Genomic DNA, 26,155 nt, shown 5'->3' with positions numbered 1-26,155 from the left:
GGTGAACACCGTCACGATGCCCGCGGATATGCGATACGCGGCAGAGCGCGCCAAGGGGTTCATGCCGCCGGAGGAGGGTCTCGTTCTCTTCGAGCTCGCCCACGCGTACGGCTCGCGCGGCCCCATCTGCGAGATCGGGACGTACTGCGGCAAGTCGGCGGTCTATCTCGGCGCCGGCGCTCGCGCGGCCGGGTCGGTCGTCTTCACGGTGGACCACCACCGTGGCTCCGAGGAGATCCAGCCGGGCTGGGCCCACCACGACCCCACGCTGATGGACCCATGCTTCGGGAAGATGGACTCGCTGCCGTTCTTCCGCCGCACCATCGCCACGGCCGGCCTGGAGGACGAGGTCGTCGCCGTCGTGGGCGCCTCCGAGACCGTGGCCCGGCACTGGAACACCCCGCTGGCCATGCTCTTCATCGACGGCGGCCACTCCGAAGAGCCCGTGACCCGGGACTACGAGGGATGGGCGCCGCATGTGATCGAAGGCGGCGCGCTGGTCTTCCACGACATCTATCCCGACCCCGCGGCCGGAGGGCAGGCGCCGTACCGGGTCTATCTGCGCGCCCTCGCCTCGGGCGCCTTCACCGAGGTCCGCGCCGAAGGCTCGCTGCGCGTCCTCGAACGCGTCGCCCCGGGCATCTGACGCCCGGACACGACCCTAGGCGCGGGCGTGCTCGCAGCCGCAGTCGCCGGTGAGGTGGACGTCGTACGCGCCCGCGTCGCGGAAGATCGAGGCCCCCGCCGTGGCTTCGGACAGCGCGTCGGCCGCGAGGATCACCGCGGCCGCCGTGTAGGCGGAGCGCTCGTGCGGGAAGTGCCTCTCGTTCACGAACTGCCAGCCCGTCCAGTACGAGCCGTCCTCGTGGCGCAGGTGCTGCATGTCCGCGAAGACGCGCAGGGCCCGCTCACGGTCGCCCATCGCGTCCAGGGCCAGCACCAGCTCGCAGGACTCGGCGCCGGTCACCCAGGGCTGGTCGGAGACGCAGCGCACGCCCAGCCCCGGCACGACGAAGGTGTCCCACTCCTCGGCGAGGCGCTTGTCGCCACCCGGTCCCCGTACGGCGCCGCCGAGGACCGGGTAGTACCAGTCCATCGAGAAGCGGCTCTTGTCGGCGAACGCCTCGGGATGCGTGGCGAGCGCGTGCCCCAGCTGGTCGGCGGCCAGCTCCCAGTCGGGCTGCGGGTCGCCGAGCCGCTCGCCCAGCAGGACGCCGCAGCGCAGCCCCTGGTAGATCGACGACGAGCCGGTGAGCAGCGCGTACGCCGCGGGAACGCCGTGCGCGTCGCGTTCCCACACGATCTCGCCGCGGGCCGTCTGCAGCTCGACGACGAAGGTGAGCGCCCGGCTGACCATCGGCCACGCGGAGGCCGCGAACGCCTCGTCGCCGGTCACGAGCAGGTCGTGCCAGACCCCGACGGCGACGTAGGCCGCGTGGTTGGACTCGCCGCCCCTCTCGACCGCCTCTCCGTTCACGACCTTCATCGGCCAGGAGCCGTCCCGCCGCTGGTGGCGGGCGAGCCAGCCGTACCCCCGGCGGGCCTCGTCGCGCAGCCCGGCCGCCGTCATGGCCATCAGGCACTCGACGTGGTTCCACGCGTCGATGTGGCCCTCGGGCCACGGCACGCCGCCCTCGTCGTCCTGGACCGCCGCGATGCTGCGCGCGGTGGCCACCACCTGATCCGCCGATATCACTCCCGGGACGGCGGGGACGCTCATACGGGCTTCCGGACGTAGACGACCACGCTCTTGCCGATCAGCGGATTGAGCAGGGACTCCGCGATCCGGGTGGCGGCGGGACGCTTCATGATGTCCCACACGAGAAGCTCGTGGTACGCCTTCGCCAGCGGGTGGTCGTCGTTGTTCACCCCCACCGCGCATTTGATCCACCAGTACGGCGAGTGCAGGCCGTGCGCGTGGTGGTGGGAGCCGACCTCCAGCCCGGACGCCTTGAGCTTGGCCTGCAGCTCCGCCAGCGTGTAGATCCTGATGTGCCCGCCGGGCGCGGTGTGGTAGTCCTCCGACAGCGCCCAGCAGATGCGCTCGGGCAGGAAGCTCGGTACGGTGATGGCGGCCTGTCCGCCGGGCTTGAGCACGCGGACGATCTCCCGCATGGCGGCCGTGTCGTCCGGGATGTGCTCCAGCACCTCGGCCGCGATGACCCGGTCGAAGGACGCGTCGGGGAACGGCATGGCGAGCGCGTCGCCGACCACGGTCTCGCCGGAGGCACCCGGGGGGATCTGCCCCTCCTTGTCCATCGCGGAGAACATCGCGGCGACGCTTTCGAGCTCGGCCGCGTCCATGTCGAACGCCACCACGTCGGCGCCCCGGCGGAGCACCTCGAAGGCGTGCCGGCCGCCGCCGGCGCCGAGGTCGAGAACGCGGTCGCCAGGCCCGACGGGCAGCCGGTCGAAGTCGACGGTCAGCACTCCTGCCTACCTTTCCTGATCATGGGGGCATCCGGTCCGGCTTCGGGAACAGGCGCGGGCACGGAACGGGGGACGGGGACGGTTGCGCGCGGCGTGGTCCTAGGACGCGACGGCCGTACGGGCGGCGATGGCCTCGCGGTAGGCGTCGACGGTGCGCTGGGCGACGACCGGCCACGCGTAGCGCTCCATCACGCGGTCGTAGCCCTTGTGGCCGACCTCGGCGCGTTCCTCCGGCGAGTCGAGCAGGCGGCGCAGCACGGCGGCCAGCTCCTCGGGGTCGCCCGGTGTCACCTGGACGGCGGCGTCCCCGACGACCTCGGGCAGCGCTCCGGTCCTGGAGGCGACCAGGGGCGTGCCGCAGGCCATGTGCTCCACCGCCGGGAGGGAGAAGCCCTCGTACAGCGAGGGCACGACCGCGACCTCGGAGGTGGCGATCAGCTCGGCCAGCTCCTCGTCCGAGATGCCGTGCAGGAACCGGACCCGGTCGTGCAGGGAGAGCTCGGCGACCAGCTTCTCGGTCGGCCCGCCGGGGGTGGGCTTGCTGACCACGGTCAGGTTCACCTCGCGCTCGGTGGCGAGCTTGGCGACCGCGCGCAGCAGCGTCGAGACGCCCTTCATGGGGGAGTCGGCGCTGGCGACGGCCACGATCGAGCCGGGCCGCTTCGGCAGGTGGGGGCGGGGGTGGAAGAAGCGGGTGTCCACGCCGAGCGGGATCAGCCGCATGTTGGACTGCGGCACGTTGAAGTCGCGGTGGATGTCCGCGAGGGACGACTCGCTGACGGTGAGGATCGGGCTGAGCCGGGGGGCGACGATGCTCTGCATACGGACGAATCCGTACCAGCGGCGCATGGAGAGCTTCTTCCAGCCTTTGGCGGCCTGCAGCTCGATGCGCCGGTCCACGCTGATCGGGTGGTGGATGGTGCCGACGACGGGGAAGAGCTTCTGGATCCCGAGCAGGCCGTAGCCGAGGGTCTGGTTGTCCTGGACGACGTCGAAGTCGCCCTGGCGCTTCTTGAGCTCGCGGTAGGCCCGCAGGGTGAAGGTGAGCGGCTCGGGGAAGCCGGCCGTCCACATCGTGGCCACTTCGAGCGCGTCGATCCAGTCGCGGTACTCGTGGAGCTTCGGCGTGCGGAACGGGTCGGCGTCGTCGTAGAGGTCGAGGCTGGGGACCTTGTTGAGGATGACGCCCTCGTCGAGCTCGGGATACGGCTGACCGGAGAAGACCTCGACGTGGTGCCCGAGGGCGACCAGCTCGCGGCTGATGTGGCGCAGGTACACCCCCTGACCGCCGCAGGTGGGCTTGCTGCGGTAGGACAGCAGCGCGACTCGCAGGCTCTCCGCCAAGGGGCACCCCTCTCCAGCTGTGCCCCCCTTGGGGCTGCCATAAAGATGACCTTAACCTCCGGACCCTACCAAGGGGGAGTGGAGGTGAAATTGGTCTCTCTTCGCGACTTCACCGGGCGCGAAGTGCGCAGTTAGCTTACCCGAATGCGGTTCGGTGGAACAGGTTCTAGTCTGCTGTCCGTGTCGCGACTGCGCTCAGATGGGGTCAGAGCGGTACATTCGCCTCTCATAGCTGCTTTCTCCGCTATCTCTGCGGACTTCGGAGAATTCGGGTGCCCCCCGATGCGAGGAGGATCCTTGGCCAGGCGTGCGCTGATCACTGGCATCACCGGCCAGGACGGCTCTTATCTCGCTGAACACCTGCTGCATGAGGGATACGAGGTCTGGGGGCTGGTGCGCGGCCAGGCGAACCCGAGGGTCTCGCGGGTGCGCCAGCTGCTGCAGGACGTCAAGCTCGTACGCGGTGACCTGCTGGACCAGGGGTCGTTGATCTCGGCCGTGGAGAAGGTCCGGCCCGACGAGGTGTACAACCTGGGCGCGATCTCGTTCGTCCCGATGTCATGGGAGCAGGCGGAGCTGACCGCCGAGGTCACCGGGATGGGCGTGCTCCGCGTGCTGGAGGCCATCCGGGTCTGCTCGGGGATCACCGCGGCCCGTGGCGCCGGATCCGGCCAGATCCGCTTTTATCAGGCTTCGTCCTCAGAGATGTTCGGCCAGGTGCGCGAGACTCCACAGAACGAGCGCACCCCGTTCCATCCCCGCTCGCCGTACGGCGTGGCCAAGGCGTACGGGCACTTCCTCACCCAGAACTACCGCGAGTCGTACGGCATGTACGCCGTGTCGGGCATCCTGTTCAACCACGAGTCGCCGAGGCGCGGAGCCGAGTTCGTGACCCGCAAGGTCAGCCTCGGCGTCGCGCGGATCAAGCTCGGCCTGGCCGGCGAACTGCGGCTCGGCAACATGGAGGCGCGCCGCGACTGGGGATTCGCCGGCGACTACGCCCGCGCCATGCACATGATGCTCCAGGCGGCCGAGCCCGAGGACTACGTGATCGGCACCGGCCGTACGCACTCGGTGCGGGAGCTGGTCGAGGCGGCCTTCGGCGCGGCGGGCCTGGACTGGGAGCAGTACGTCGTGTGCGACCAGGCCCTGCACCGCCCGGCCGAGGTGGACCTGCTCTGTGCCGACCCGAAGAAGGCCAGGACGCAGCTCGGCTGGGAGCCGACGGTCTCGTTCGAGGAGCTCGTGGCCATGATGGTGGAGGCCGACGTCGCCCTCCTCGCCGGAGGCGGCGACCCCCACCAGGACTCCTCCTGGCCCTGATCTCGGGGGATGACCCGGCGCTCCCGCCCCTGAGGAGCGCCGGGCCCGCTGTCAGCGCAGGTGGACCGGCAGCGACTTGATGCCGTTGATGAAGTTGGACCTGAGCCGGGCCGCCTCGCCCGCCTGGCCGATCTTCGGGAGTCGCTCGGACAGGACCTCGAACAGCACCCGGAGTTCCAGCTTGGCCAGGTGGTTGCCGAGACAGAAGTGCGCTCCGCCGCCGCCGAACCCGATCTGCGGGTTGGGGTCCCGCCCGATGTCGAAGACGTCCGGGTCGGCGAAGACGCCGGCGTCGCGGTTGGCCGAGGCGTAGAAGATCACCACCTTGTCGCCCTCGGCGATCCTCTGCCCGCGGATCTCGGTGTCCGCGGTGGCCGTACGGCGGAACAGGTTCACGGGGGACACCCAGCGGACGATCTCGTCGGCCGCGGTCCGGGCCATCGCCCGGTCGGCCACCAGCCGGGCCCACTGCTCCGGATGCTGGAAGAACGTGAGCATCCCGCCGGTCGCCGCGTTGCGGGTCGTCTCGTTGCCCGCGACGATGAGCAGCAGGACGAACAGGTTGAACTCGTCCTCGGTCAGCACCTCGCCGCCCTCGTTCGGCTGGATGAGCCGGGTGACGATGTCGTCGCGCGGATCCTCCCTGCGGGCCGCCGCCAGGCTCCCGGCGTACGCGTAGACCTCGGCCGCGGCGGCCTGCCCCTCCTCGGGCGTGGTCGCGTAGTCGGGGTCCTCGGCCCCGATGAGCCGGTTGGACCACTCGAAGATCTTGTCCCGGTCCTCGACCGGCGCGCCGAGGAGCTCGCAGATCACGTACAGCGGCAGCGGTGCGGAGATGTCCGTGACGAAGTCCAGGTCGGACTTGCCCTCGGCCTCGTCGACCAGACGGTGGCAGATGTCGCGGATGTGCTCTTCCAGCAGGGAGATCACGCGGGGCGTGAAGCCGCGGTTGACGAGGGAGCGCCGGCGAGTGTGCTCCGGCGGGTCCTGGTTGAGCATCATCATCCGCTGGAGTTCCCGCTCCTCCTCCGGCAGCTCGTTGAAGAGCGCCAGGCGGCGTGCCGAGGAGAAGAGGTCGGAGTGCCGGGAGACGTGCACGACATCCTCGTGCTTGGTCACCGCCCAGAAGCCCGGCCAGCCGAGTTCGGCGTCACCCTCGTGCCAGAACACCGGGGCGTTGTCCCGCAGCCATTTGAGCTGCTCGTGCGGCACGCCGTGCCGCGCGTAGTAGTCCTGGTCGACGACGTTGATTTGCACAGGAGTCACCTACTGGGGAGATATGGCCTGGAGGTCGGGGGCCGTGTCGGCGGGGGTGCGATCGGCCGCGCGCATCATGGGAGTTCACTCCCAATCAAACGCTTGGCAGATTTCCTTTCTGGAACGTGTTCTATTACGCGGTGCTCTGCCCGTCAAGGAAGGGCGCCAACCGCGACGCCCGTACCGGCAGGCCGTACGGCTACGGAGATCTGATGGTTCGGCAAGGCGGGCCGGAGTGGGAAGGGCGAGCTGAACGCTTCCGCGTGGTGATCGGACGCGCGATCGCCTGGCGGCGCTATGTGATCTCCACCGTATATACGGCTTCGGTTAAGCCGGGTGTAAACGGCAGGGAACTTCGGGTCGGGTATCCCAAAATCGCCGCCGGTCGAGGTGTGTCCGGACGATATCGCACCCGTTCCCCGTGGTCCGATGCTCGCGGTCGGCGGCGGCATCGGCACGCCGACCGGTCTCATGCCGATCACCGCTTCCCGTGGTCGCGCGTCGGCGCGCCGGAGAAGCGGTCCCACCTTCTGGGAGACATTCTGTGATCAAACGTCCTGTTCGCGCCATCATGGCCGCGGCAGGGGTCTTCGTCGCCACCGCGGTGACCCCGCCCCTGCTCGAAGGGCAAGCCGAAGCCGCCCGCCAGGCCGTTCTATTCGAGGAGCCCTTCACCGGCGCGACCGCCGATCCGCGTTTCGTCGCCTTCGGGTCGGCATGTCTGACCGGGGCACCGCGTAACGGGGTTCCTCCCATCGGCGCGCACGACCTGGTCGGTTGCCGTTCCGACCCGCATGGACCGGTGCCACCGGGCAACGCGGCGCCGTTCGGGTTCCTGCAACTGACCGACGCGCACCTCGACCAGCGCGGTGGCGTCATCTTCGATGCGCCCATCCCGTCCAGGGACGGGCTGGACCTGACCTTCGAGCAGTGGCAGTACGGGAGCGACACCCTCGTGCCGGCCGACGGCATCGGGTTCTTCCTGGCCGAGGCCGGGCGGCAGATCGCGCCCGGTGGCTTCGGCGGCAGCCTCGGATACGCGCAGCTTCTCCCGGACGACAATCCCGCCAACCCGTTCCTTCCGGGGGTGCCCGGGGGATACCTCGGCGTCGGGCTCGATGTGCTGGGCAACTATTTCGGAGACTGGGAGCATCGCGGGAACGGATGCCCCCCCGGGGAACGCTCACCGGCCGGCACGATCTTCCGAGTCCCCGCGCCCGGCCTGAACATGGTCACGGTGCGCGGCCCCGGCGAGGGAGTCGAAGGATACTGCTTCCTGACCGCCACGACCTCGAACTTCTCCGACGTCGGACCGTGGCCGTCCACCCTGCCCGGTAACCTGCAGGGGCCGACGACCGCGGTCTCGAACAACCCGCAGCAGGCGGTGGAGGATCTGGAGCCGAGCCGGCGTACGGTGCACATCCGCATCACCCCGTCGCCCGACCCGGTCGTGACGGTGGCCATCGACTTCAACGACGGCAACGGCTTCCAGCCGGTCCTCGCCTTCGACGCTCCGGAGCCGGTTCCCGCGAACTACTCCTTCGGCTTCACCGCCTCCACCGGGCTGTTCAACGACGTGCATCTGATCAGGAACCTCCGGATCGCCACCGTGGTGCCGCCGGAGCCCGAGCCGGAGCCCGAGCCCGAGCCGGAGCCAACGCGGCCGCCGAGGCCGCCGCTGACGCCGGAGGAGAAGGCAGCGGCCGCCGCCGCTGCCGCTGCCGCTGCCGCGGCAAATCGTCCGAGGCACAGGCCGGTTCAGACCCGGGCCAAGCAGTCCCAGCACCAGTCGCACCGGGCATCCGGGCGACAGAACCAGCACAACCGGAACTCCTCCAGGAGCCGGTCACGCGGCTGAGGTAGACACCGAGGTCATAGGGCGGACGCGGCCGGTATCCGGCGGCGTTCGCCCGCGCCGTCTCTCCCCGCGCCTCGTGAGGGAGAAGGCCGACCGGGCGGGTTTTCCACATCCCTCTGGATATCCCCAGAACCACTTTCGGTCTCCTGCGGCCGGGCCGTCGGCTCCGATGCTGGGTCTCGATGTCGATCGGACCCAGGAGGAGCACATGATCCCCGTCATGCTCGCCGTCAAGCTCGGCACCGCGGCCATCGCTGGAGTGACCGTCACCGGCCCGGCGACGGAGACCGCGAAGGTTTCTGCGCGTGACACGGCGGTCCCGAGCCTCTGCGGTCCACCCGGGCTGCCACGTGGGCCCGAGAGCGGCGCCCGGTCGCCGGAGGGCGCGACCGGCCGATCGCGGTCCGGCGCTCGCGGGCGACGGCCGGAAGAAACCGACGGCCGGCGCGGAGGCGACATCCGGACGGAGACCGCTTGGGCGGCAGGCGCCGGGGTCGCGGGCGTGGTCGGCATACGAACCGCGGTGCCGATCTGGCGCTCAACCGGCGACGGGCCTCTCGTCGGCGGTTGGCCCCCGATCGGAGCGAGCGGTGAAGCCCTTGTTCGTTGGATCGAGCGCTGGGTGGCCCTGGCCCACACGGAGGTGTGGACACGGCAGGCGCAGCACTCCGCGGCTCTGCCCGCAGACGCGAGGACGGCCGTCGGGGAACAGCGGGCGGAGGGGGAGGGGGCGCTCCTCGGTGTCGCCGGCTCCCCCCGTCCGGACCAGTTCGAGGACTGTGTGGAGACCGCCGGTGAGGCAGCGGCAGACGGCACGGCGGCATCGGGAGCTCCGCCCGTGAAGGCCGGAGAGCTCGGTCCGAAGGCGACCGGCACCCAGGGCGAACCGGCGTTGGCGACACGTGGTGACGTCGCGGTCAAGGCGGCGGAGAGCTGGCTCGGCACGCCATACACGTGGGGTGGCGGAGCGGCCGGTGGCCCGAGCAAGGGAGTCGGCAGAGGTGCGGCGCGGGTCGGGTTCGACTGCTCCGGCCTTGTGATGGCGGCATGGGCCAAAGCAGGGGTCGAACTCGGCCACTACACGGGCACGCAGTTCCGGCAGGGCCACAGGGTCGCTCTCGATGAGGTGCGCCCGGGCGATCTCATGTTCTTCGGAGGGAGCCGGGGCGACCCGACTCACGTGGGCTTGTACGCCGGGGGCGGCGCGATGATCCACGCCCCGAAGACGGGTGACGTCGTCAAGAAGGTGGACGTTCTCGGCTCCCGTCACTACATGACGACTTTTCGCGGCGCGGTCCGCCCCGTCTGACGCCCTGCCCGGGAAGCCGGTGCCCTGAGCGGAACGAGAGCCAGGGCACCGGAAACCCGGACCAGGAGTCAGGAACCGGGGGTGGGGAGGAAGGGGGCCGGAAGCGTGGAGGTCGAGGTCGGAAATGGAGCGGCGAGGGCCGGAAGCGGAGACGTTGGGGATGTCACAGACGTTCGATGATCGTGGCGGTGGCGAGCGCGCCTCCGGCGCACATGGAGACCAACGCGGTGGACGAGTCGGACCGCTCCAGCTCGTGCAGCGCGGTGGTGATCAGTCGGGAGCCGGTGGCGCCGACCGGATGCCCCAGCGCGATCGCACCGCCGTTGACGTTGACGCGGTCCATGTCGGGTCCGTGTACGGACGCCCACGACAGGACGACGGAGGCGAACGCCTCGTTCACCTCGAACAGGTCGATGTCGCTCGCCGTCATCCCCGTCTGCGCGAACACCTTGGCTGTCGCGTCCACCGGCCCGTCCAGGTGGTAGTAGGGCTCGCTGCCGACGAGTGCCTGGGCCAGGATCCGCGCCCGCGGACGCAGGCCCTGCCGTGCGGCGGCCTCCTCGCTCATGAGCAGCACGGCCGCCGCGCCGTCGGAGATCTGCGACGACGTGCCGGCCGTGTGCAGCCCCTCCTCGCCCAACACCGGGCGGAGCCGGGCGAGCCCCTCGACCGTGGTCTCGCGCAGCCCCTGGTCCCTGATGACGGTCTGGTTCTCGCCGGTCGGCTGGCCGTCCCCGTCGAGCACGGGCGCGACCACCGGGAGGATTTCGCGCTCGAACCGGTTGTCGGCCCATGCCTTGGCGGCCAGCCGCTGCGACCGGGCGCCGAAGGCGTCCAGACGTTCACGGGTGATGCCGCGCCGCTGCGCGATCCGCTCCGCGGCCTGGAACTGGTTGGGAAGGTCGACCGACCAGTCGTCGGGCCGGGGCCGGGCGGGCTGCACGTTGCTCATCAACGGCTGCCGGCTCATCACCTCGACGCCGCAGGCGATGCCCACCTCGATGACGCCGGCCTGGATCATCGCGGCCACGAGGTGAACCGCCTGCTGGGACGATCCGCACTGGGCGTCGATCGTCGTCACGCCGGTCTGGTACGGCAGGCCGGCGTAGAGCCAGGCGTGTCGGCCGATGTGCCCGCCCTGCTCGCCCGCCTGGGTCACACAGCCCGCGAAGACCTGGCCGACGATCGCGGGGTCGATGCCGGACTTCTCGACCAGCCCCTTGAGAGTGGTCGCCAGCACGGCCTGCGGTTTCAGGCCGGCGAGCCAACCGTTCCGCTTCCCGATCGGAGTGCGTACCGCCTCGACAATCACCGGCGTGCCCACGGGGACCTCCTCCGTTTCAGAACCTTGTTCCAGTTCGGGACTGTAACTGGTTCCACATTTCGGTGGAAGGTCGGGGCCGGTTCGGTGGGCGGCCCGTGCCGAGCGGCGGACGTACGGCGCCGGCCGCGGAACGATCTCCGCGGGTCACCGGCCGTTTCGGGCGGGAGGGGGAGTGGGCTAGAAGTCCATCAGCAGGCGAGCGGAGACGATTTCGAGCCGATGCTGGATCTGCTCGTAGGTCCGAAGCCCCCGGAGCATTTCGAGCAGCTCGTGGACCCACACGCTGGCGAGCGAGTTCGCGAGGGTGAGCTGGTCCTCCGTGGCCAGCTCGACGGTAAGTCCCTCTCCGGCGACGCGGAGCAGGAGTCTGGCCATCCGGTCGCCGAACGGCGTCTCCACCTCGGTCATGATCAGCGACCGGAGCAGCGCGTCGGCGAGCTCCGGCTCGCGCATCAGTCCCCGGGTGGCGCGCATCAGGACGTCGACGGCGCGCCCCGAGGCGGTCGGCGCGCTTGGCGGTCGGCGCTGGATGCTCGACTCCAGCAGATCGATCTCCTCGCCCACGACGGCCACGACGAGATCCATCTTGGACGGGAAGTAGCGATAGAGCGTGCCAAGCGCGACGCCCGCCCGCTCGGCGACGGTCCGCATCTGCATGGCCTCGACGCCGCCGCGTGATGCGAGGGCGGCCGCGGCCTGCACGATGCGCTTGCGCCGCTGGAGCTGACTACGGGTGCGGGCGCCGGGGGTGGTCGCGGCGGACGGGTGGTTCTCCACGCTGGCTGCCCCTTCCGGGACCGGCGTCGCGGCCTCGATGACGGCATGCGGACTACGCATAAGAACACGTTATCTGACTTCTTCCCCCTCCTGGACGGTTACTCACCAGTCACAACGAAGCTCGGTCTTGCATGCCTTTCTTGGCTCCGTCGGATGCCCTGACAGATCAGAAAGAGTGTGCTCTGGACACGGATTAGAGCGTGTTCTACTTTGCGGGGGAGTGGCTGTGGAGGAGGCGGCGGCCGGAGAGGTCCAGACAACCGCGCTCGGACAGCACCACCCACCATGATCCGGTTCGCTGACACGTTCGCCATCCGACGACCCCTGGAGATCCGATGGACTTCAATCTGGACGAGACGCAGACGGAGTTGCGCACCCTCGCGGCGGACGTCCTCGACCGCGCCGCGACCCACGCCGAAATCGAGGCGCACGAGGCGTCCGGCCTGCCGTACGACTCGAAGATCTGGGCGGCGATGGCGCAGGCCGGACTGCTGGGCGTGTGTCTGCCGGAGGAGGCGGGCGGCGCGGGGCTCGGCCCGATCGAGATGGCGGTGATCCTCCGGGAGGTCGGCGCGCACGTCGCTCCGGTGCCGGCGCTGTCCAGCCTGGTCGCCGCGCTCACCATCGGCCGGTACGGAACCGCCGCGCAGAAGGAGGCCCTCGCCCCCTTGGCCGAGGGAACGGCGGTGCTGACGGTCGGGCTGCGCGAACCCGGCGCGGGCTTCGCGGAGCCACCCGCGACGTCCGCCAGGGACGGTCGCATCACCGGGCGGATGAGCATGGTGTCCCAGGCCGCCGCCGCGTCACGGATCCTGGTGCCCGCCCACGTGGAGGGGGCGGGTGTCGGGTTGTTCCTGGTCGATCCGGCCGCGGTCGCCGTACAGGACATGCCGTTGTCCACGGGAGAGCCGGGTGCGGTGATCGCCATGGACGATGTGCCCGGCGAGCCCGTGGGAGAGGCGGACGGCCGCGCCTACGAGGCGCTCCGGCTGCACGCCCTCGCCGGGATCACGGCGACCGCCTCCGGGGTCCTCGCGGGCGCGCTCAAACTCACCACCGACTACATCAGGACCCGCAGGCAGTTCGACCGGGCTCTGGCCGAGTTCCAGGCCGTGAGCATGCAGATCGCCGACGTCTACATCGCGGCACGGACCGTCGACGTGGCCGTCTGGTCGGGGGTGTGGCGGCTGGCCGAGGGGCTGCCCGCCGAGGAGGACCTGGCGATCGCCGCGTACACCGCGTCGGACAGCGTGGTGCGGGCCCTGTACACCTGCCAGCACCTGCACGGAGGCATGGGGCTGGACGTGACCTACCCGCTGCACCGTTACTTCGCCTGGAGCAAACACGCCGCCAACCTGCTCGGTGGCGCGGAGGCCCAGCTCGACCTGATCGGAGCCCTGGTCTGATGTTCATCGAACTCACACGGGAACAACGCCGGATCCGCGACGAGCTGCGCGAATACTTCGCGGGCTGCATCACCCCGGATGACCGCGAGAAGATCTCGAAAGATCCGTTCGGGCCCGCGTACATGGAGCACTGCAGAAACCTCGGCCGGGACGGCAAGCTGGGCCTCGGGTGGCCCAAGGAGTACGGCGGAGGCGGCTACGGCCCGCTGGAACAGCAGATCTTCGCGAACGAGATCGCCCTCGCCGAGGTGCCATATCCGATCATCACGGTCGGCACCGTGGGCCCGACCCTCATGCAGTACGGCACGGCCGAGCAGAAGGAGTTCTTCCTCCCCCGCATCCTGGCGGGCGAGTGCCACTTCGCGGTCGGATACAGCGAGCCGGAGGCGGGCACCGACCTCGCCTCGCTGCGGACCACGGCGGTCAGGGATGGCGACCACTATGTGGTGAACGGGCAGAAGATCTTCACCTCGGGGGCGCACCATGCGCAGTACGTCTGGCTCGCCGCCCGTACCGACCCCGCCGCGAAGAAGCACCGGGGGATCACCATGATGATCGCCGACTGCGCCGACCCCGGCTTCTCCTGGACACCGATCATCACGATGGACGGACGGCACCATACGAACGCGACGTACTACAGCGACGTCCGCGTCCCGGTGGACATGGTGGTCGGGGAGGTCAACAAGGGCTGGGACCTGATCGTCAACCAGCTGAACCACGAGCGGGTCACGCTCGGCCCGGCGGGGCACATCGGTCACACGTACGTGCGGTTCCTCCGGTGGGCCAAGGAGAAGTCCGGCCGCGACGGCAGGCCCCTGATCGAGAACCCGGCGGTACGGCGGGCGGTCGCCCAGGTGTACGCGTACTTCCGGACCAATGAGCTGCTGAACTGGCAGGTGGCGGCCAACATGGACCTCGGGTGGCTGGGCGCTCCCGACGCCTCCGCCACCAAGATCTACTCCTCTGAGCGGATCCAGGAAGCCGGCCGCATCGTCGGCGACACCCTCGCCCGGTACGGCGATCCGGGCGACGAGGAGACACGCGACCTGATCGAACGTGTCGACCGCGGTGTGAAGGGCGGCCTCGTCCTCACCTTCGGCGGCGGGGTCAACGAGGTGCAGCGGGAGCTCATCGCGATGCTCGGCCTCCAGCTCCCCAAGCCGCCCCGCTGAGCGCCCCGTCGTCCGGCCTCTCCGCCCGCCCCTCGGGCACGGAGGCCGTCTACAAGATCTACGCCGAGCCCTTCAGGGGGGCCGGCCACCTGGCCCCGGTCCAGGAGGAGGCCAGGGCCGGGGTCAACGCCGTGCTCGCCTGACGTCACATCTTGTGCAGGAAGGCGGTCCACTGCTGCCAGAACAGGGAGTTGCTCGTGGTCACGAACGCGTCCCTCTGCAGCTTGAGGCGGTACAGCGTGTCGAAGAGCGCGTCGCTGCCCTGCATGTTGCCGAAGCTCCGCCTCGTCACCAGGCCCAGGTAGACCTTGAGCGCGGTCGCGTGGCCCTTGGCCTCGGCGATGAACTGGAACACCGACCAGCCCAGCGAGTAGTTGAACGAGCGGTACTTGTCATCGTAGAAGTGCTCGTTGTTGGGCAGGTCCGCGCGTAGCAGGCCCTTGGTGAGGCCGTCACGGATCACCCATCTGTCGGCGGCCGCCGGGGTCCCGCGGAGCTCGATGTAGCGGGCGAAGCCCTCGATGGCCCACCGGGGCGCGGACAGGCTCAGCCCCGTGCCAGTGGCGCCGCGCACCGGGCCGAGCTCGATGTCGACCGGCTGCACCGTCACGGTGATCGCGTGGGTGATCTCGTGCTTCATCACCAGCAGCGGAGTGTCCGACTTGATGGCGGACTCCATGTTGACCACGATGCGGGACCCCGCGTAGTGGCCGGTGGCATCGACCTTGTCGGCGGTGGCGCCGCGCAGGGGGATCTCCACGCCCTCCGACCAGGTGGGCGTGCCCGCGCCGAACCACTTCTTGTAGCTGGCGGGCTTGGCGGTCAGGAACAGGACGAAGCCGCCGGGCGCCGGGTTGCCCAGCCAGTCGCGGCGCACCTCGGCGCTGGCCCGGGCGGCGTCCTTGGCGTAGGAGGCGAAATCGGGCACCGACCCGTCCGTGGCCAGCACCACGTCCCCGCGCTTGGCGACGGTCAGCCGGGTCAGCTCCCACGGCGAGTCGTAGGTCAGCTCGTAGTTGTCGGTGACGGGCCCGATGTCGACCATCGTGTACTTCCCGTTCATCATCGCGAACAGGTAGATGAAATCGCTGGCGCTGCTGGTCCGGTCGATGCCGGCCATCTTGGAGACCAGGCGGACCTTGAAGCCGTCGACGTTTTGCGGCAGCGTCTTGGTGTGGCGCTGGGGCTCGGCGACCAGCGGGCCGCTGCCAGGTCCGCTGGACAGCTGCAGGGTCTCCCACTTGAACTTGCGCAGGTTCGCGAAGTGCAGCTTCTGGCTCGCCATCAGTGCGGCGTTGGACGTGTCGACGTCCGCGAGCCAGGCCTGCTCGTCACCGGAGCGCAGCGCGGCGTTGCGGCGTTCGATGAAGCGCTTGACGTCGGCCTGCATGTCCGTGGCGTCGCGCGTCTTCTCCACCCCGGTCAGTACGCCGGGTAAGCGGCACCCGCCCAGCAGGAACACCGATCCGGTGAGCGTGAACAGGGCACGACGACGTGTCAGCACGTAGACCTTCCTCCATGGACGCCGATGGTCGGGCAGCAAATCAGGCAGTGGAGATCTACGGCTGCACTCGAACGAGGTGAAGATTAGCTGAGTGATCCGCGGCCGCGCCACCGAGTTGGAGTCACCAATGGCGCCTTCCGTGCCGTGGCGTCGTAGGCGTCGGTGGTCGTGCTGTGCCGTACCGCCGGCTCTCGCGGCGGTTTTTCGCGGGTCAGGGAGTGACGAAGGTCTGCATGGAGAAGAAGACGAGCATAGCGATCGCCACGCAGATCACGAACCCGATGACTTCCCAGGCCCAGTCATAGTGACGCTCGCGGCGCCTGTGCGCCTTCCTCCTGGTCCGGTTCGCCTTGGCCGCTGCTTTGGCCGCGGCCTTGGCCGCCTTGGGCGTCGCCGCGGTGGCGTCCTCGGTCTCCGAGTCGTCCTTCGCTATGGACGGGGCTGCCGGGGTCGTCGTCTCGGCCGCGCTCTCCGCGGCCTTGGCCGCCTGCTCGGCGGCGCGCCGCTTGGCCCGCCTGCCGCGCGGAGCCGCCGTTCCGCCGTCGATCGTCGTGGCGATCTCGGCCGGCTCGGTGAGCTGGGCCGGGGCGGGCTTCCGCTCCGCGACACCGCTCGCGGCGGTGACCACCACCTCGGCCTCGGGCATCGGGGAGCCGGACGGAGCCGGGAGGGCCGACGTGGTGGACGTCTCCTCGGCGGAGCGGAACGCGGCGAACTGCAGCGTTTCGGCCGACATGACGGATCCCGCCGTGCTGGACGCCGGAGAAGTCGCCTCGGGCCGTACCGGAAGCGGTGCCTCCGCCGGAGACGGGACCATCGGCTCAAGCTGAGCCGGGAGCCGGGACTCGGTCCGTGCCGGAAACGCCGGCTCGGCGGTAACAGGGGGCGCGGTCTCGATCGGCGCCGGGAGCACGGCCCCGGACGCCGGAGTCGAGCCGGAAGCGGCCGCCGGGTCCGGTGCCGCTGAGGTTCGGGGTGAGTCCCAGATCGAGCCGGAAACGGGCGTCGGGTCCGGCTCGGTTGAGGCGCGGCGTGAATCCCAGATCGAGCCGGAAACGGCTGCCGGATCCGGGGCCGAAACCGCCTCCGTCCCCTGATCCATAGGAGTGTCCGCGTCCGGAGGGGCGTCGGCGGGCTGGGGCGAGACGGCGCGGCGCTTGCGCTCGGTGAACGCCGCCAGCAGCGAGGGACGCAGCCGGGGCATCGGCTCGGTCGTCGCCTCGTGCTTCGACCGGCGCCCCGGCGTCGGCGGTACGAGCGCCTCGGCGGGGAGCACGCAGGTGTTGGTCACCTGGTTGGGGTCGGTGAGCGGCAGCGGCCAGGCGGGCGTGGTGGGCCACAGCTTCCGCGTCGGCAGCGTCGTCGTCGGGGTGGCGGCGGTCTCGTCGACCTCCTCCACCGGCAGGGAGGAGAGAACCCGGGCGCGCATCGCGGCGGCCGGGCGACGCCAGGGCAGCCGGGCCAGGACGTCCTCGATCGGCGAGACGACGATCGCGTCGTAGACCTCGGCGACGCCCACCGGCACGTACGGGGCCGACCGGGCCGCGGTCGTCGCGGTGATGAGAGTCTGGGAAAAGCGGCGGCGCGCGCTGAGCGTGAGCTCGGCCGCGGTGTCGGTGGCGACCTCGAACACCCAGGAGAGCTCACTGGTGGTCAGGCCGCAGACGGCGGACAGCAGGAGGACTTCCCGCTGGTGGGGACGGATGTCCCGGAAGACCCGCTCGATCAGCGCGGTGGCCGGGTCGGCGACCGAGTCGACGGCCGGGAGCGCGTAGCTGACGTCCCGGCGGTAGATCTCGCGCCGGGCCAGCGCGTACAGCGCGGCGCGGGCGGGGGAGGGGTCGGTCGGCACGCCCGTGAAGATGGACACGACGGCGTCGGCGGCGGAGCTGGTCTCGCCGAGCTGGTCGTGGCAGTAGGCGAACAGCCCGGCAGCGTGACGCTCGTAGAGCTCGGCGATCAGCTCACTGCGGGAGCGCTGATCAGTGAGCGGTGTTGTCACTGCCGGTTCCTCTGAGGTTGGTGCGAGTGCGGAGAGTGTAGTCAATCATGCCAAGACGTCACGGGGCCACCGCGGCATTCCCAAGGCCCTTTGATAGATATTTAGTAAGTAATTTAAGAGATCATTCATCGGTTCCATTTCCTCCAGAGATGGGACATGGCGGGCGAGATGTCCCGCATAAGCTGGCTGAGGGGGATCATGTGGCTGAGCAGAGCTCAGGGGAACGGTAGGGGCCTCGGGGTTGTTGACGTGATCGCAAACTTCCGGAGGACGAGGTTCCTGTGATCACATTTGAAGGCGTCACCAAACGCTACGACGACGGGACGGTCGCCGTGGACGACCTCAGTCTTGAGGCGCCCACAGGAGCGATCACGGTGTTCGTCGGGCCGTCGGGATGTGGCAAGACGACCTCGTTGCGGATGATCAACCGGATGATCGACGCCACGGGCGGCCGGATCCTCCTTGACGGCCAGGACGTGCGGCAGATCGACCCGCCCACGCTGCGCCGGGGCATCGGATACGTCATCCAGCAGGCGGGCCTGTTCCCGCACCGCAAGATCGTGGACAACGTCGCGACCGTGCCGTACCTGCTCGGGTGGGACAAGAAGCGGGCCCGCGCCCGCGCGATGGAGCTGCTCGAACGAGTCGGCCTGGACGCCGGACTCGCCCGGCGGTACCCCTTCCAGCTCTCGGGAGGCCAGCAGCAGCGGGTGGGCGTGGCCCGGGCCCTCGCCGCGGATCCGCCGGTGCTGCTGATGGACGAGCCGTTCAGCGCCGTCGATCCGGTCGTCCGGACGAGCCTGCAGGACGAGTTGCTCCGCCTGCAGTCCGACCTGCAGAAGACGATCGTGTTCGTCACCCACGACATCGACGAGGCGATCAAGCTGGGCGACACGGTCGCCGTCATGCGCGTCGGCGGCCGTCTGGCCCAGATGGCCGGGCCCGCGACGCTGCTCACCGAGCCCGCGGACGACTTCGTCCGTGAGTTCCTCGGCCGTGATCGGGGCATCCGCCGGCTGTCGTTCATCCCCGCCAAGGACGTCCGGCTGGCCGCGGTCCCCGCCGACCTCGCGCTGGACGCCTCCGGCCGCCCGCTCGGCTGGCGGACCACGGGCGGGCTCCTGCCGTACGGGACGTTCAATCCGGAGCGGGACTCGCTGCGCGCCGCGCTGGACGCGGCCCTGCTCGCGGTCAACGGCACGGCGGTCGCGGTCGACGAGGACGGCCGGGTGATCGGCGTCGCCACGCGGGAGGCGCTGGACGAGGTGCTCGGCCAGTACGCCGCGCGCCACACGAGTCCGGCCCCGAGAGACCCGCGGCCGGAGGAGGCGCACCGGACGTCGGCGGCTGCCGCGCCGGGATCGGCCCCGGAGGTGCCGGCGGAGGCGTCGGGTCCCGACGGGCACGCGCCACCGGATCCCGGGCCGGGCAATCACACCGACGGGGAGGGTCCGCGTGGGTGACGAACCCCTGGTGCGCTGGGACTGGATCTGGCGCAACTGGGACACCGGCCGGCCGGACAGCATCCTCGCGCTGCTGGAGTCGCACGTTGTCATGGCGTTCCTGCCCGTGCTCTTCGGGCTGATGCTGGCGGTGCCCCTCGGCCTGGCGTGCGCCCGCTGGCGGTGGCTCTATCAGCCCACGGTGAGCGTGATGAACGTGGTCTACTCGCTGCCGTCGATCGCGATCTTCATCGTGATGCTCGCGATCACCGGCCTCGGGCAGGCGACGGTCATCGTGCCGCTGACGTTCTATTCGCTGGCGATCCTCATCCCGGCCGTGGTGGACGGGCTCACCTCGATCCCGGACCACGTGCGGAAATCCGCGGTCGCCATGGGGTTCACCCCGCTGCGCCGGCTGGTGGGGGTCGAGCTGCCCCTGGCCGTACCGGTCGTGCTCGCGGGCCTGCGGGTCGCCACCGTCTCCAGCATCAGCCTGGTCAGCGTGGGCGCGCTCATCGGCCAGGGCGGGCTCGGCTACCTGTTCATCGACGGGTGGCAGCGCCAGTTCACCACGCCGATCGTGGTCGGCATCGTGGCGACGGTCCTGCTCGCGGTCATCGCGGACGGCCTGCTCGTGCTGGCGCAGCGGCTGCTGACCCCGTGGAGGCGGGCGTGAACTGGCTGATCGACTTCTTCTCGAACCCGACGAACTGGTCGGGGCCGGGAGGCATCCCCGCGCGCCTGCTTGAGCACCTGGAGTTCTCCGTGGTCGCGCTGCTGCTGGCGGCGGCTGTGGCGATCCCGCTCGGGCTCTGGGTCGGGCACACCGGCCGCGGCTCGTTCGTCGTCGTGGTCAGCGCGAACGCCGCCCGGGCGCTGCCCACCCTCGGCATCCTCGTGCTGGTCGTGCTGCTCGTGGGGGTGGGCAGCACGTGGCCGGTGCTCATCCCGCTGGTCCTGCTCGCCGTCCCGCCCATCCTGGTCAACACGTACGAGGGCGTGCGGGGCGTGGACCCCGATCTGCGGGACGCCGCGTACGGCATGGGCCTGCGCGGGCCGCAGGTCCTCTTCAAGGTGCTCGTGCCGGTCGCGCTGCCGCTGATCCTGCTGGGCCTGCGCCTCGCGGCGATCCAGGTCGTGGCGACGGCCACGGTGGCGGCCTACGTGGGACTGGGCGGGCTCGGCCGCTTCATCATGGACGGCCTCGCGACCAAGAACTACACGATCACGATCGGCGGCGCTTTCCTCGTCGTCGCGCTGGCCCTGGCGGCCCAGGCCGGGTTCACGCTGCTCTCGCGAGTAGCGGTCTCACCCGGCGTCCGGCGGGTCCGGTAATCTATACTTTACCCCCCAATTGTGAAGGGAATAGTGATGAAACGCCTTTTCAGTACCGTCGCGGTCGTGGTGACCGCGGCGCTCGCCTTGACCGCCTGCGGTGGCGGGTCTGACCCCCTGTCCTCCGCCACCGCGTCCGCGACTCCGGGAGAGGCGAAGAAGGTGGTCGTGGGCTCCTTCAACTTCCCCGAGAGCGTGCTCCTCGCGTCGATCTACGCCCAGGGGCTCCAGGCCAAGGGCGTCACCGTCGAGGAGAAGCCCAACATCGGCAGCCGCGAGATCGTGTACGGCCAGATCAAGACCGGCGGCCTGACCGTGCTGCCTGAGTACATCGGATCGCTGCTCGCGTTCGTGGACAAGAACAGCACGGCCAAGACCAAGGACGACATTCTTGCCGGGCTGAAGACGGCGCTTCCCGCGGAGTTGGAGGTCCTGCAGCCCGCCGCCGCCGAGGACAACAACTCGCTGACGGTCACCAAGGAGACCGCGACGAAGCACAACCTGACCACGATTGAGGACCTGGCCAAGGTGTCCAAGGACTTCGTCGTCGGCGGCCCGCCGGAGTTCAAGGAGCGCCAGGAGAAGAACTTCGCGGACGTCTACGGCCTGGAGTTCAAGGAGTGGAAGCCCACAGGTGACGCGACCGCCGACGCGATCAAGAGCGGCGCCGTCCAGGTGGGCAACGTCTTCACCACCGACCCCAAGATCCTGCTGAACGACCTCGTCTCGCTGCAGGACACCAAGAACGCCTTCGGCGCGGACAACATCGCGCCCCTCGTCTACAAGCCGGGCGTGAACGACACCGTCACCTCCACGCTCGACGCCATCTCCGCCAAGCTCGACACCGCCACCCTCGTGACGCTGATGAAGCGGATCTCCGTCGACAAGGACGACCCGCCGGTCGTCGCCAAGGACTGGCTCTCCCAGAACGGCCTGGTCTGACCCAGGGCGCTCTCCCGTGGCGGCCGCCCGCGCTCCCGGTCCACCGGCGACGCGGGCGCGCCCGCCGGGGAGATCGGCCGGAGGCATAGGCTCTGACCGCAACGATCGGACGAGGTCGCGGGAGCGCGTGGTGGGCGAGTTCGTCGAGGCGATGGGGCAACTGGCCGCCGGCGTCTCGGTGGTCACCGTACGAGAGGGCAGGGACGACGTGGGGGCCACGGTCTCCACGCTGATGTCGGTGTCGCTCGATCCGCCCCTCGTCCTGGTGAGCCTCGCCTCCGAGAGCTATCTCACCGAGATGCTGCTGCGCCGGGACCGCTGGGCGGTCACCGTCCTCGCCGACGGGCAGCAGGCGATCGCCTCCCGCTTCGCCACGCCGGGCCGTCCGAGCGCCCGGCTGCTGCTGGCCGGCGCGCCCCACCACCGCGGGCCGCACAGTGAGGCGCTGATCGTGGACGGCGGTGTAGCCGCGTTGGAGGCGGAGACGTCCCAGGCGGTTCCGGCCGGGGATCACATGCTCTTCATCGCCTCCGTGGTGGCGGTCGACTATATCCATCCCGGGAAGGCCCCGTTCGTACGGCTCCGCGCGCGCTATCGGCCGGTGTCCTGATCTCGCCCACCCACCCCGGGCGTGACCTGCCCGTTTGGCGATGAATGCCACTTTGGTCCGGATCGCTGTGGCATGATCGAACGTCGATCGACGTCCCACTTTTCAATCGACGACACGCTTTTCAATGGATGGTGCCACGGTGACGACAGCCAATCCTCCGGTCATCGTTGGCCGTTATCGGTTGATCCGTCCCCTTGGCCAGGGCGGCATGGGAGCCGTCTGGGAGGGACACGACACCGTCCTGGACCGGCCGATCGCGGTCAAGGAGGTCATCCTCCCGCCCGGAGTCGGCGACGAGCAGCGCGCCGAGCTGATCGAGCGCGCCACGCGCGAGGCGCGGACCGCCGCGCGGCTCAACCACCGGGGCATCATCGCCATCTACGACGCCGTCCAGCACGACGACCGCCCGTGGATCGTCATGGAACTCGTCCCGTCGCGGTCGCTGGACGACATCGTCACCGAGGACGGTCCCCTGCCCGCCGCCCGGGTCGCCGAGATCGGGCGCGAGGTGCTCTCCGCGCTCACCTGCGCCCACGCGGCCGGCGTCATCCACCGTGACGTCAAGCCCGCCAACATCCTGGTCGGGCGGGACGGCCGGATCGTCCTCACCGACTTCGGCATCGCCACGTTCGAGGAAGACGCGTCGCTCACCAGGACCGGGATGGTCACCGGGTCGCCCAGCTTCATCGCCCCCGAGAGAGTCACCGGGACGCAGGCCGGGCCCGCCTCCGACCTCTGGTCGCTCGGCGCGACGCTGTACGCGCTGCTGACCGGCAGGTCGCCCTTCCACCGGGACAGCGCGATGGCGGTGCTCGGGGCCCTCATCAGCAACGAGCAGGCCGACCTCGGCCAGGTGCCGCCCGAGGTCCGCCCCGCCCTCGCCGGGCTGCTGGTCAAGGACCCGGCGTATCGCGTCGGCGCGGAGGAGGCGGACCGGCTGCTGGCCGCGGTCGCCGGCCCGATGCCGGGCGGTCCGATGCCCGGCCCCGCGCCCGGTGGCGGGCACGGTGGTGGGCACGGTGGCGCGGTGCCCGGCGGCTTCGGGCCGTACGGCGGTGTGCCGGGTGACCGTGCTTCCGGTCCCTCGGCGCCGGGGATCCCCGTCCCCGGCGGCGCGATGCCGGGAGGTCACGCCCCACGCGGCGCCATGCCCGGCGACCGCATCTCGGGCCAGTCCATGCCCGGGCTCGCCGTGCCGGGCGGTCCCGCGGCCGGAGGCTTCGCGCCCAACGGCGGTGTGCCGGGCGATCGCGTTTCGGGGCCCTCGATGACCGGGCTTCCGATGCCCGGCGGCCCCGGGCCGGGCCGTACCCTGCCGGGAGGGCAGATGCCCGGCGCCGGGCGCGACGGAGCCTGGCCAGGGGGCGCGCACCCGCAGCACGCGCCTTCCGGATCCGGACCGAGGCCGCACCCCATGGGGTCGCCGACGCATCCGGCGTGGCGCGCGCGGACGTCCGGGTGGGGCCCGGGCCACTGGGCGCTGCTGGCCGCGGCCGTCGCCGTGGTGCTGGCCGTGGTGACGATCGGCGCCTGGACGCTTCTTCGCGAGACGGTGGACGGCGGGGTGGGCAACGATAATGCGTCGGCCTCGACGTCCACGCGACCGTTGCCCCTCCAGCCGTTCTCCTCCGACCAGGGGTGGAGCGCCCGCGTGCCCAAGTCCTGGAAGAACGACCACAGCGATAACGGCGGGCAGTGGTGGTCGGACCCGAAGGGCCGCGCGGTCCTCACTGTGCAGGTGGTCGGCGGTGGTAGCGACCCCATGGCGTACCTCGGCAAGGTGGAGCAGACCCTCAAGGCCAAAAGCGGCAACAAATACCGGCGGATCGAGATGCGCGAGTTGCCCCTGGCGGCCGGTCAGGCGGCCGAGTTGGAGTTCACCGCCTTCACCGCCAATCCCTCCCCTGAGACCATGGAGCTCAAGGGCGGCTATCGCGAGGTCGTGCGGGTGGTCTCCACCGGGTCGTCGCTCTCCTACCTCCGCTGGCAGGTACGCGTGAAGAACTGGGACGCCTTCCAGCCGACGATGCAGTCCGTCTTCAAGTCGTTCACCGCCCCCGCCTGAGCGGGCGCGTCTCCACTCGATGTCGTCGACGGGAGGTGAACCGCTCCGCGCATGAGCCGATGGCCGCCGTCAGCCGACGGCGAGAACGCATCGGCGGCTGAAGGACAAGTACGGGTGTGAGGTCCCGATCGCGCGCCGCCGTACCGGCTTGTGTCGGGACACCGCTCCGCTGACCGCGCATCGCGGACGGCCGTCCCGATCTGATTCTGTGAGGTGGAAGTGCGCGTTTTCCTCGCCGTGGTGAGCAAGGTCACGGCTCCGACGGGGCTCCTCGACCAGGTGATCCGACACGCGGAGAGCCTGGTCGACCAATTCTTCCCGGTGCCGCCGGACACCGTCGCCGCCGTGGAGCGGCGATTTCCGGGGGCCGTGTTGCTCGGCTGGGGGAACGAGGGGGAGAGCGGCACCCGGCCGCCCCTGATCACGGCGACGGATTCCCGGGCGATCGGCGTCACCGGAACCCTGCTTGAGTGGGGCGCCACGCGGGATCTCCTCGACGCGTCGTCGATGGGGGACACCGCCCACCGGACGCGGGGATGCTTCGCGGCGCTTCGCGTCGGGCCCGGGGAGATGACGGCGGTCACCGACATCACGCGGGCGTGCGGAATCTTCTACGCCGAGACCCCGGAACTGCACGTCGTGGGGACCCGCGCGCTGCTGGTGCACCTGATCGCACGCGGCGGCCGGCCGGTCAGGTGGGATGCGCCGGCCCTCCAGTCGATGGTGCGGCAGGGCTACTTCCTGTCCGACGAGACGCCCTTCGAAGGGGTACGCGCGCTGCCGCCGGCGACGACGCTGGAGATCCGCGACGGGGTCCGGACGGTCACCTCGGTCCCGTTGCCCGAGCCGGGACCCGTACCGTCGTCCCGCCGGGCCATGCGGGGGGCGATCGAGGGGCTCGCCGAAGCGCTGCTGGAGACGGTCCGGCCGCTCACCGACCAGGTGAATCTCGCGCTCACCGGGGGACGGGACAGCCGGCTCATGGCGGCCCTGCTCCACGCGGCCAAGGTCCCGTTCCGGGTGACGACCAACGGTCTGGACGACCACCCCGATGTGGTGATCGCGCGGCAGATCGCCGCGAAACTCGGGGTCGAGCACACGGTGATCCCGCCGAAGCGCACGGAGCAGCGGGACGCGGTGCTGGTGGAGCACCCACTCCGCCGTACGTTCGAGGTGCTGCGCACGTGTGAAGGCATGACCTCCGCCTACGAGACCATCGTCGAGTACCTGCCGTACAGCTCCCGGCTGACCATGTCCGGGCAGAGCGGCGAGATCCTGCGCGGCGGGTTCCTCTACAGCCAGGGCAATCCCGCGCCTCAGGCGATGCGCCGCAGAGTGGACGCCTTCTTCCTGAAGGACGAGCACCTTTTCACGGAGGAGGCCAACGCGCACGCCCGGGACCTCGCCGCGCCCTGGCAGGAGCGGGCCGCGGCCGACCCCGCGCGGGTTCTCGACCACTTGTACGTCACCTATCGGGTGGGCAGGTGGCACGCGGCGGCACGTGCGGGATCCCTGAGGAGGGGAGACGCCGTGCAGCCCTTCCTCGACAACCGGGTGGTGGCCGCCGCGCTCGCGCTCGATCCGATGTGGCGCCGCTCGGAGGAGGTCGTGCACGAGCTGATCGGCATGTTCGCCCCGGAACTGCGGCGGATTCCGATCGAGGGCGCCGAATGGAGGTTCAGGGCCGAGCGTGCTCCCTCCCGGTGGGAGTCCCTGCTCGCCCGGCGGCGGCCACCCGCCCCGGCGACGCAGAAGGGCGCGGCGGTGCAGAAGGGCGCGACGAAGAAGAAGGGGGCGGCCGGCTGGAACTGGCGGACCAGCCCCGGCGAGCGGCTCACCGCGGTCCTGCGCGAGGGCGTGCTGGACGGCGACGTCCTCTGGGACATCGTCAGGAAGGACGCCGTCGAGGAGATGTTCGCCGCGTCGGCGGTCAAGCAGCCCGCCCTCGCCTGGAACCTCTACACGGTCGGCGCGATGCTGTCCGAGCTGTACCCCGGCAGCGCGCCGGACGGCCTGGACCCCGTCGAGGTGCTCATCCCCCGGTAGGGCGCATTG

22 protein-coding genes are annotated in these 26,155 nt (G+C 70.3%); 14 read left to right on the top strand and 8 right to left on the bottom strand.

Annotated elements, in window-relative coordinates; all coding sequences use genetic code 11:
* Positions 1-16 precede the first annotated feature (16 nt).
* Positions 17-646, top strand: coding sequence for a class I SAM-dependent methyltransferase (locus AWQ71_RS02475; protein WP_067126182.1), 630 nt, complete (start codon positions 17-19; stop codon positions 644-646).
* Positions 647-661: 15 nt separating this feature from the next.
* Here AWQ71_RS02475 and AWQ71_RS02470 read toward each other — a convergent pair whose 3' ends face one another.
* The 3 genes from AWQ71_RS02470 to AWQ71_RS02460 form a co-directional block, all read right to left on the bottom strand.
* A complete protein-coding gene (locus AWQ71_RS02470; protein WP_067125754.1) occupies positions 662-1,720 on the bottom strand; it encodes a prenyltransferase in 1,059 nt (352 codons plus the stop codon).
* On the bottom strand, positions 1,717-2,430 hold the full coding sequence (locus tag AWQ71_RS02465; RefSeq protein ID WP_067125752.1) for a class I SAM-dependent methyltransferase: 714 nt from the start codon (positions 2,428-2,430) through the stop codon (positions 1,717-1,719). Before AWQ71_RS02465 ends, AWQ71_RS02470 begins: the two co-directional genes overlap by 4 nt.
* A gap of 99 nt (positions 2,431-2,529) precedes the next feature.
* On the bottom strand, positions 2,530-3,774 hold the full coding sequence (locus AWQ71_RS02460) for a glycosyltransferase family 4 protein (RefSeq protein WP_067125750.1): 1,245 nt from the start codon (positions 3,772-3,774) through the stop codon (positions 2,530-2,532).
* A 297-nt stretch (positions 3,775-4,071) separates the two neighbouring features.
* Between AWQ71_RS02460 and AWQ71_RS02455 the strand changes: the two genes are divergently transcribed.
* Positions 4,072-5,097 (top strand): GDP-mannose 4,6-dehydratase, encoded by a 1,026-nt coding sequence (locus AWQ71_RS02455; RefSeq protein ID WP_067125748.1) that lies wholly within the window; start codon positions 4,072-4,074, stop codon positions 5,095-5,097.
* 51 nt (positions 5,098-5,148) lie between these two features.
* Here AWQ71_RS02455 and AWQ71_RS02450 read toward each other — a convergent pair whose 3' ends face one another.
* Positions 5,149-6,354: a cytochrome P450 gene (locus AWQ71_RS02450; RefSeq protein ID WP_218001604.1), complete on the bottom strand. Its 1,206-nt coding sequence runs from the start codon at positions 6,352-6,354 to the stop codon at positions 5,149-5,151.
* Positions 6,355-6,479: 125 nt separating this feature from the next.
* Here AWQ71_RS02450 and AWQ71_RS41255 point away from each other — a divergent pair, with 125 nt between their 5' ends.
* From AWQ71_RS41255 to AWQ71_RS42500, 3 genes are all read left to right on the top strand, one after another.
* Complete coding sequence (locus AWQ71_RS41255) at positions 6,480-6,902, top strand: hypothetical protein (protein WP_157570135.1); 423 nt, start codon at positions 6,480-6,482, stop codon at positions 6,900-6,902.
* Positions 6,899-8,212 carry an L-type lectin family protein gene (locus AWQ71_RS02445; RefSeq protein ID WP_157570134.1) on the top strand — a complete coding sequence of 438 codons (1,314 nt, stop codon included), beginning with the start codon at positions 6,899-6,901 and terminating at the stop codon, positions 8,210-8,212. The genes AWQ71_RS41255 and AWQ71_RS02445 overlap by 4 nt, the downstream gene beginning before the upstream one ends.
* Before the next feature lie 838 nt (positions 8,213-9,050).
* The gene (locus AWQ71_RS42500; protein WP_169806500.1) at positions 9,051-9,521 is read left to right on the top strand and encodes a C40 family peptidase; all 471 of its coding nucleotides are present in this window, start codon (positions 9,051-9,053) and stop codon (positions 9,519-9,521) included.
* Positions 9,522-9,684: 163 nt separating this feature from the next.
* Here the strand turns inward: AWQ71_RS42500 and AWQ71_RS02435 are convergent, their stop codons facing one another.
* A complete protein-coding gene (locus AWQ71_RS02435) occupies positions 9,685-10,845 on the bottom strand; it encodes a steroid 3-ketoacyl-CoA thiolase (protein ID WP_067125720.1) in 1,161 nt (386 codons plus the stop codon).
* 177 nt (positions 10,846-11,022) lie between these two features.
* Positions 11,023-11,682 carry a TetR family transcriptional regulator gene (locus AWQ71_RS02430; protein ID WP_174550660.1) on the bottom strand — a complete coding sequence of 220 codons (660 nt, stop codon included), beginning with the start codon at positions 11,680-11,682 and terminating at the stop codon, positions 11,023-11,025.
* Positions 11,683-11,957: 275 nt separating this feature from the next.
* Here AWQ71_RS02430 and AWQ71_RS02425 point away from each other — a divergent pair, with 275 nt between their 5' ends.
* Together AWQ71_RS02425 and AWQ71_RS02420 are read left to right on the top strand one after the other, a co-directional pair.
* Entirely contained in the window at positions 11,958-13,028 is a 1,071-nt protein-coding gene (locus tag AWQ71_RS02425; RefSeq protein ID WP_067125712.1) for an acyl-CoA dehydrogenase family protein, read from the top strand.
* Positions 13,028-14,200, top strand: a complete 1,173-nt coding sequence (locus AWQ71_RS02420; protein WP_067125699.1) for an acyl-CoA dehydrogenase family protein — start codon at positions 13,028-13,030, stop codon at positions 14,198-14,200. The genes AWQ71_RS02425 and AWQ71_RS02420 overlap by 1 nt, the downstream gene beginning before the upstream one ends.
* A gap of 145 nt (positions 14,201-14,345) precedes the next feature.
* On the opposite strand, the gene AWQ71_RS02415 is transcribed toward AWQ71_RS02420, so the two are convergent.
* Both AWQ71_RS02415 and AWQ71_RS02410 read right to left on the bottom strand, forming a co-directional pair.
* On the bottom strand, positions 14,346-15,704 hold the full coding sequence (locus AWQ71_RS02415; protein WP_067125692.1) for a hypothetical protein: 1,359 nt from the start codon (positions 15,702-15,704) through the stop codon (positions 14,346-14,348).
* 211 nt (positions 15,705-15,915) lie between these two features.
* Entirely contained in the window at positions 15,916-17,706 is a 1,791-nt protein-coding gene (locus AWQ71_RS02410) for a hypothetical protein (RefSeq protein ID WP_067125678.1), read from the bottom strand.
* Positions 17,707-17,987: 281 nt separating this feature from the next.
* Between AWQ71_RS02410 and AWQ71_RS02405 the strand changes: the two genes are divergently transcribed.
* From AWQ71_RS02405 to AWQ71_RS02375, 7 genes are all read left to right on the top strand, one after another.
* Complete coding sequence (locus tag AWQ71_RS02405) at positions 17,988-19,169, top strand: ABC transporter ATP-binding protein (protein WP_084258356.1); 1,182 nt, start codon at positions 17,988-17,990, stop codon at positions 19,167-19,169.
* Positions 19,162-19,824 (top strand): ABC transporter permease, encoded by a 663-nt coding sequence (locus AWQ71_RS02400; protein ID WP_067125661.1) that lies wholly within the window; start codon positions 19,162-19,164, stop codon positions 19,822-19,824. The genes AWQ71_RS02405 and AWQ71_RS02400 overlap by 8 nt, the downstream gene beginning before the upstream one ends.
* Positions 19,821-20,483 carry an ABC transporter permease gene (locus tag AWQ71_RS02395; protein WP_067126175.1) on the top strand — a complete coding sequence of 221 codons (663 nt, stop codon included), beginning with the start codon at positions 19,821-19,823 and terminating at the stop codon, positions 20,481-20,483. The genes AWQ71_RS02400 and AWQ71_RS02395 overlap by 4 nt, the downstream gene beginning before the upstream one ends.
* A gap of 36 nt (positions 20,484-20,519) precedes the next feature.
* Positions 20,520-21,425, top strand: a complete 906-nt coding sequence (locus AWQ71_RS02390; protein WP_067125651.1) for an ABC transporter substrate-binding protein — start codon at positions 20,520-20,522, stop codon at positions 21,423-21,425.
* A gap of 130 nt (positions 21,426-21,555) precedes the next feature.
* Positions 21,556-22,035, top strand: a complete 480-nt coding sequence (locus AWQ71_RS02385) for a flavin reductase family protein (RefSeq protein WP_245658070.1) — start codon at positions 21,556-21,558, stop codon at positions 22,033-22,035.
* Positions 22,036-22,174: 139 nt separating this feature from the next.
* Positions 22,175-24,100, top strand: coding sequence for a serine/threonine-protein kinase (locus tag AWQ71_RS02380; protein ID WP_169806499.1), 1,926 nt, complete (start codon positions 22,175-22,177; stop codon positions 24,098-24,100).
* Between the two features lie 213 nt (positions 24,101-24,313).
* On the top strand, positions 24,314-26,146 hold the full coding sequence (locus AWQ71_RS02375; protein ID WP_245658069.1) for an asparagine synthase-related protein: 1,833 nt from the start codon (positions 24,314-24,316) through the stop codon (positions 26,144-26,146).
* Positions 26,147-26,155: the final 9 nt, after the last annotated feature.

The sequence above is a fragment of the Microtetraspora malaysiensis genome (assembly GCF_001528665.1).
In the GTDB taxonomy this organism is placed as follows: Bacteria; Actinomycetota; Actinomycetes; order Streptosporangiales; family Streptosporangiaceae; genus Microtetraspora_A; species Microtetraspora_A malaysiensis.
Note: the sequence above shows the minus strand (reverse complement) of the source record. Positions and strands in the feature narration are given on the sequence as shown.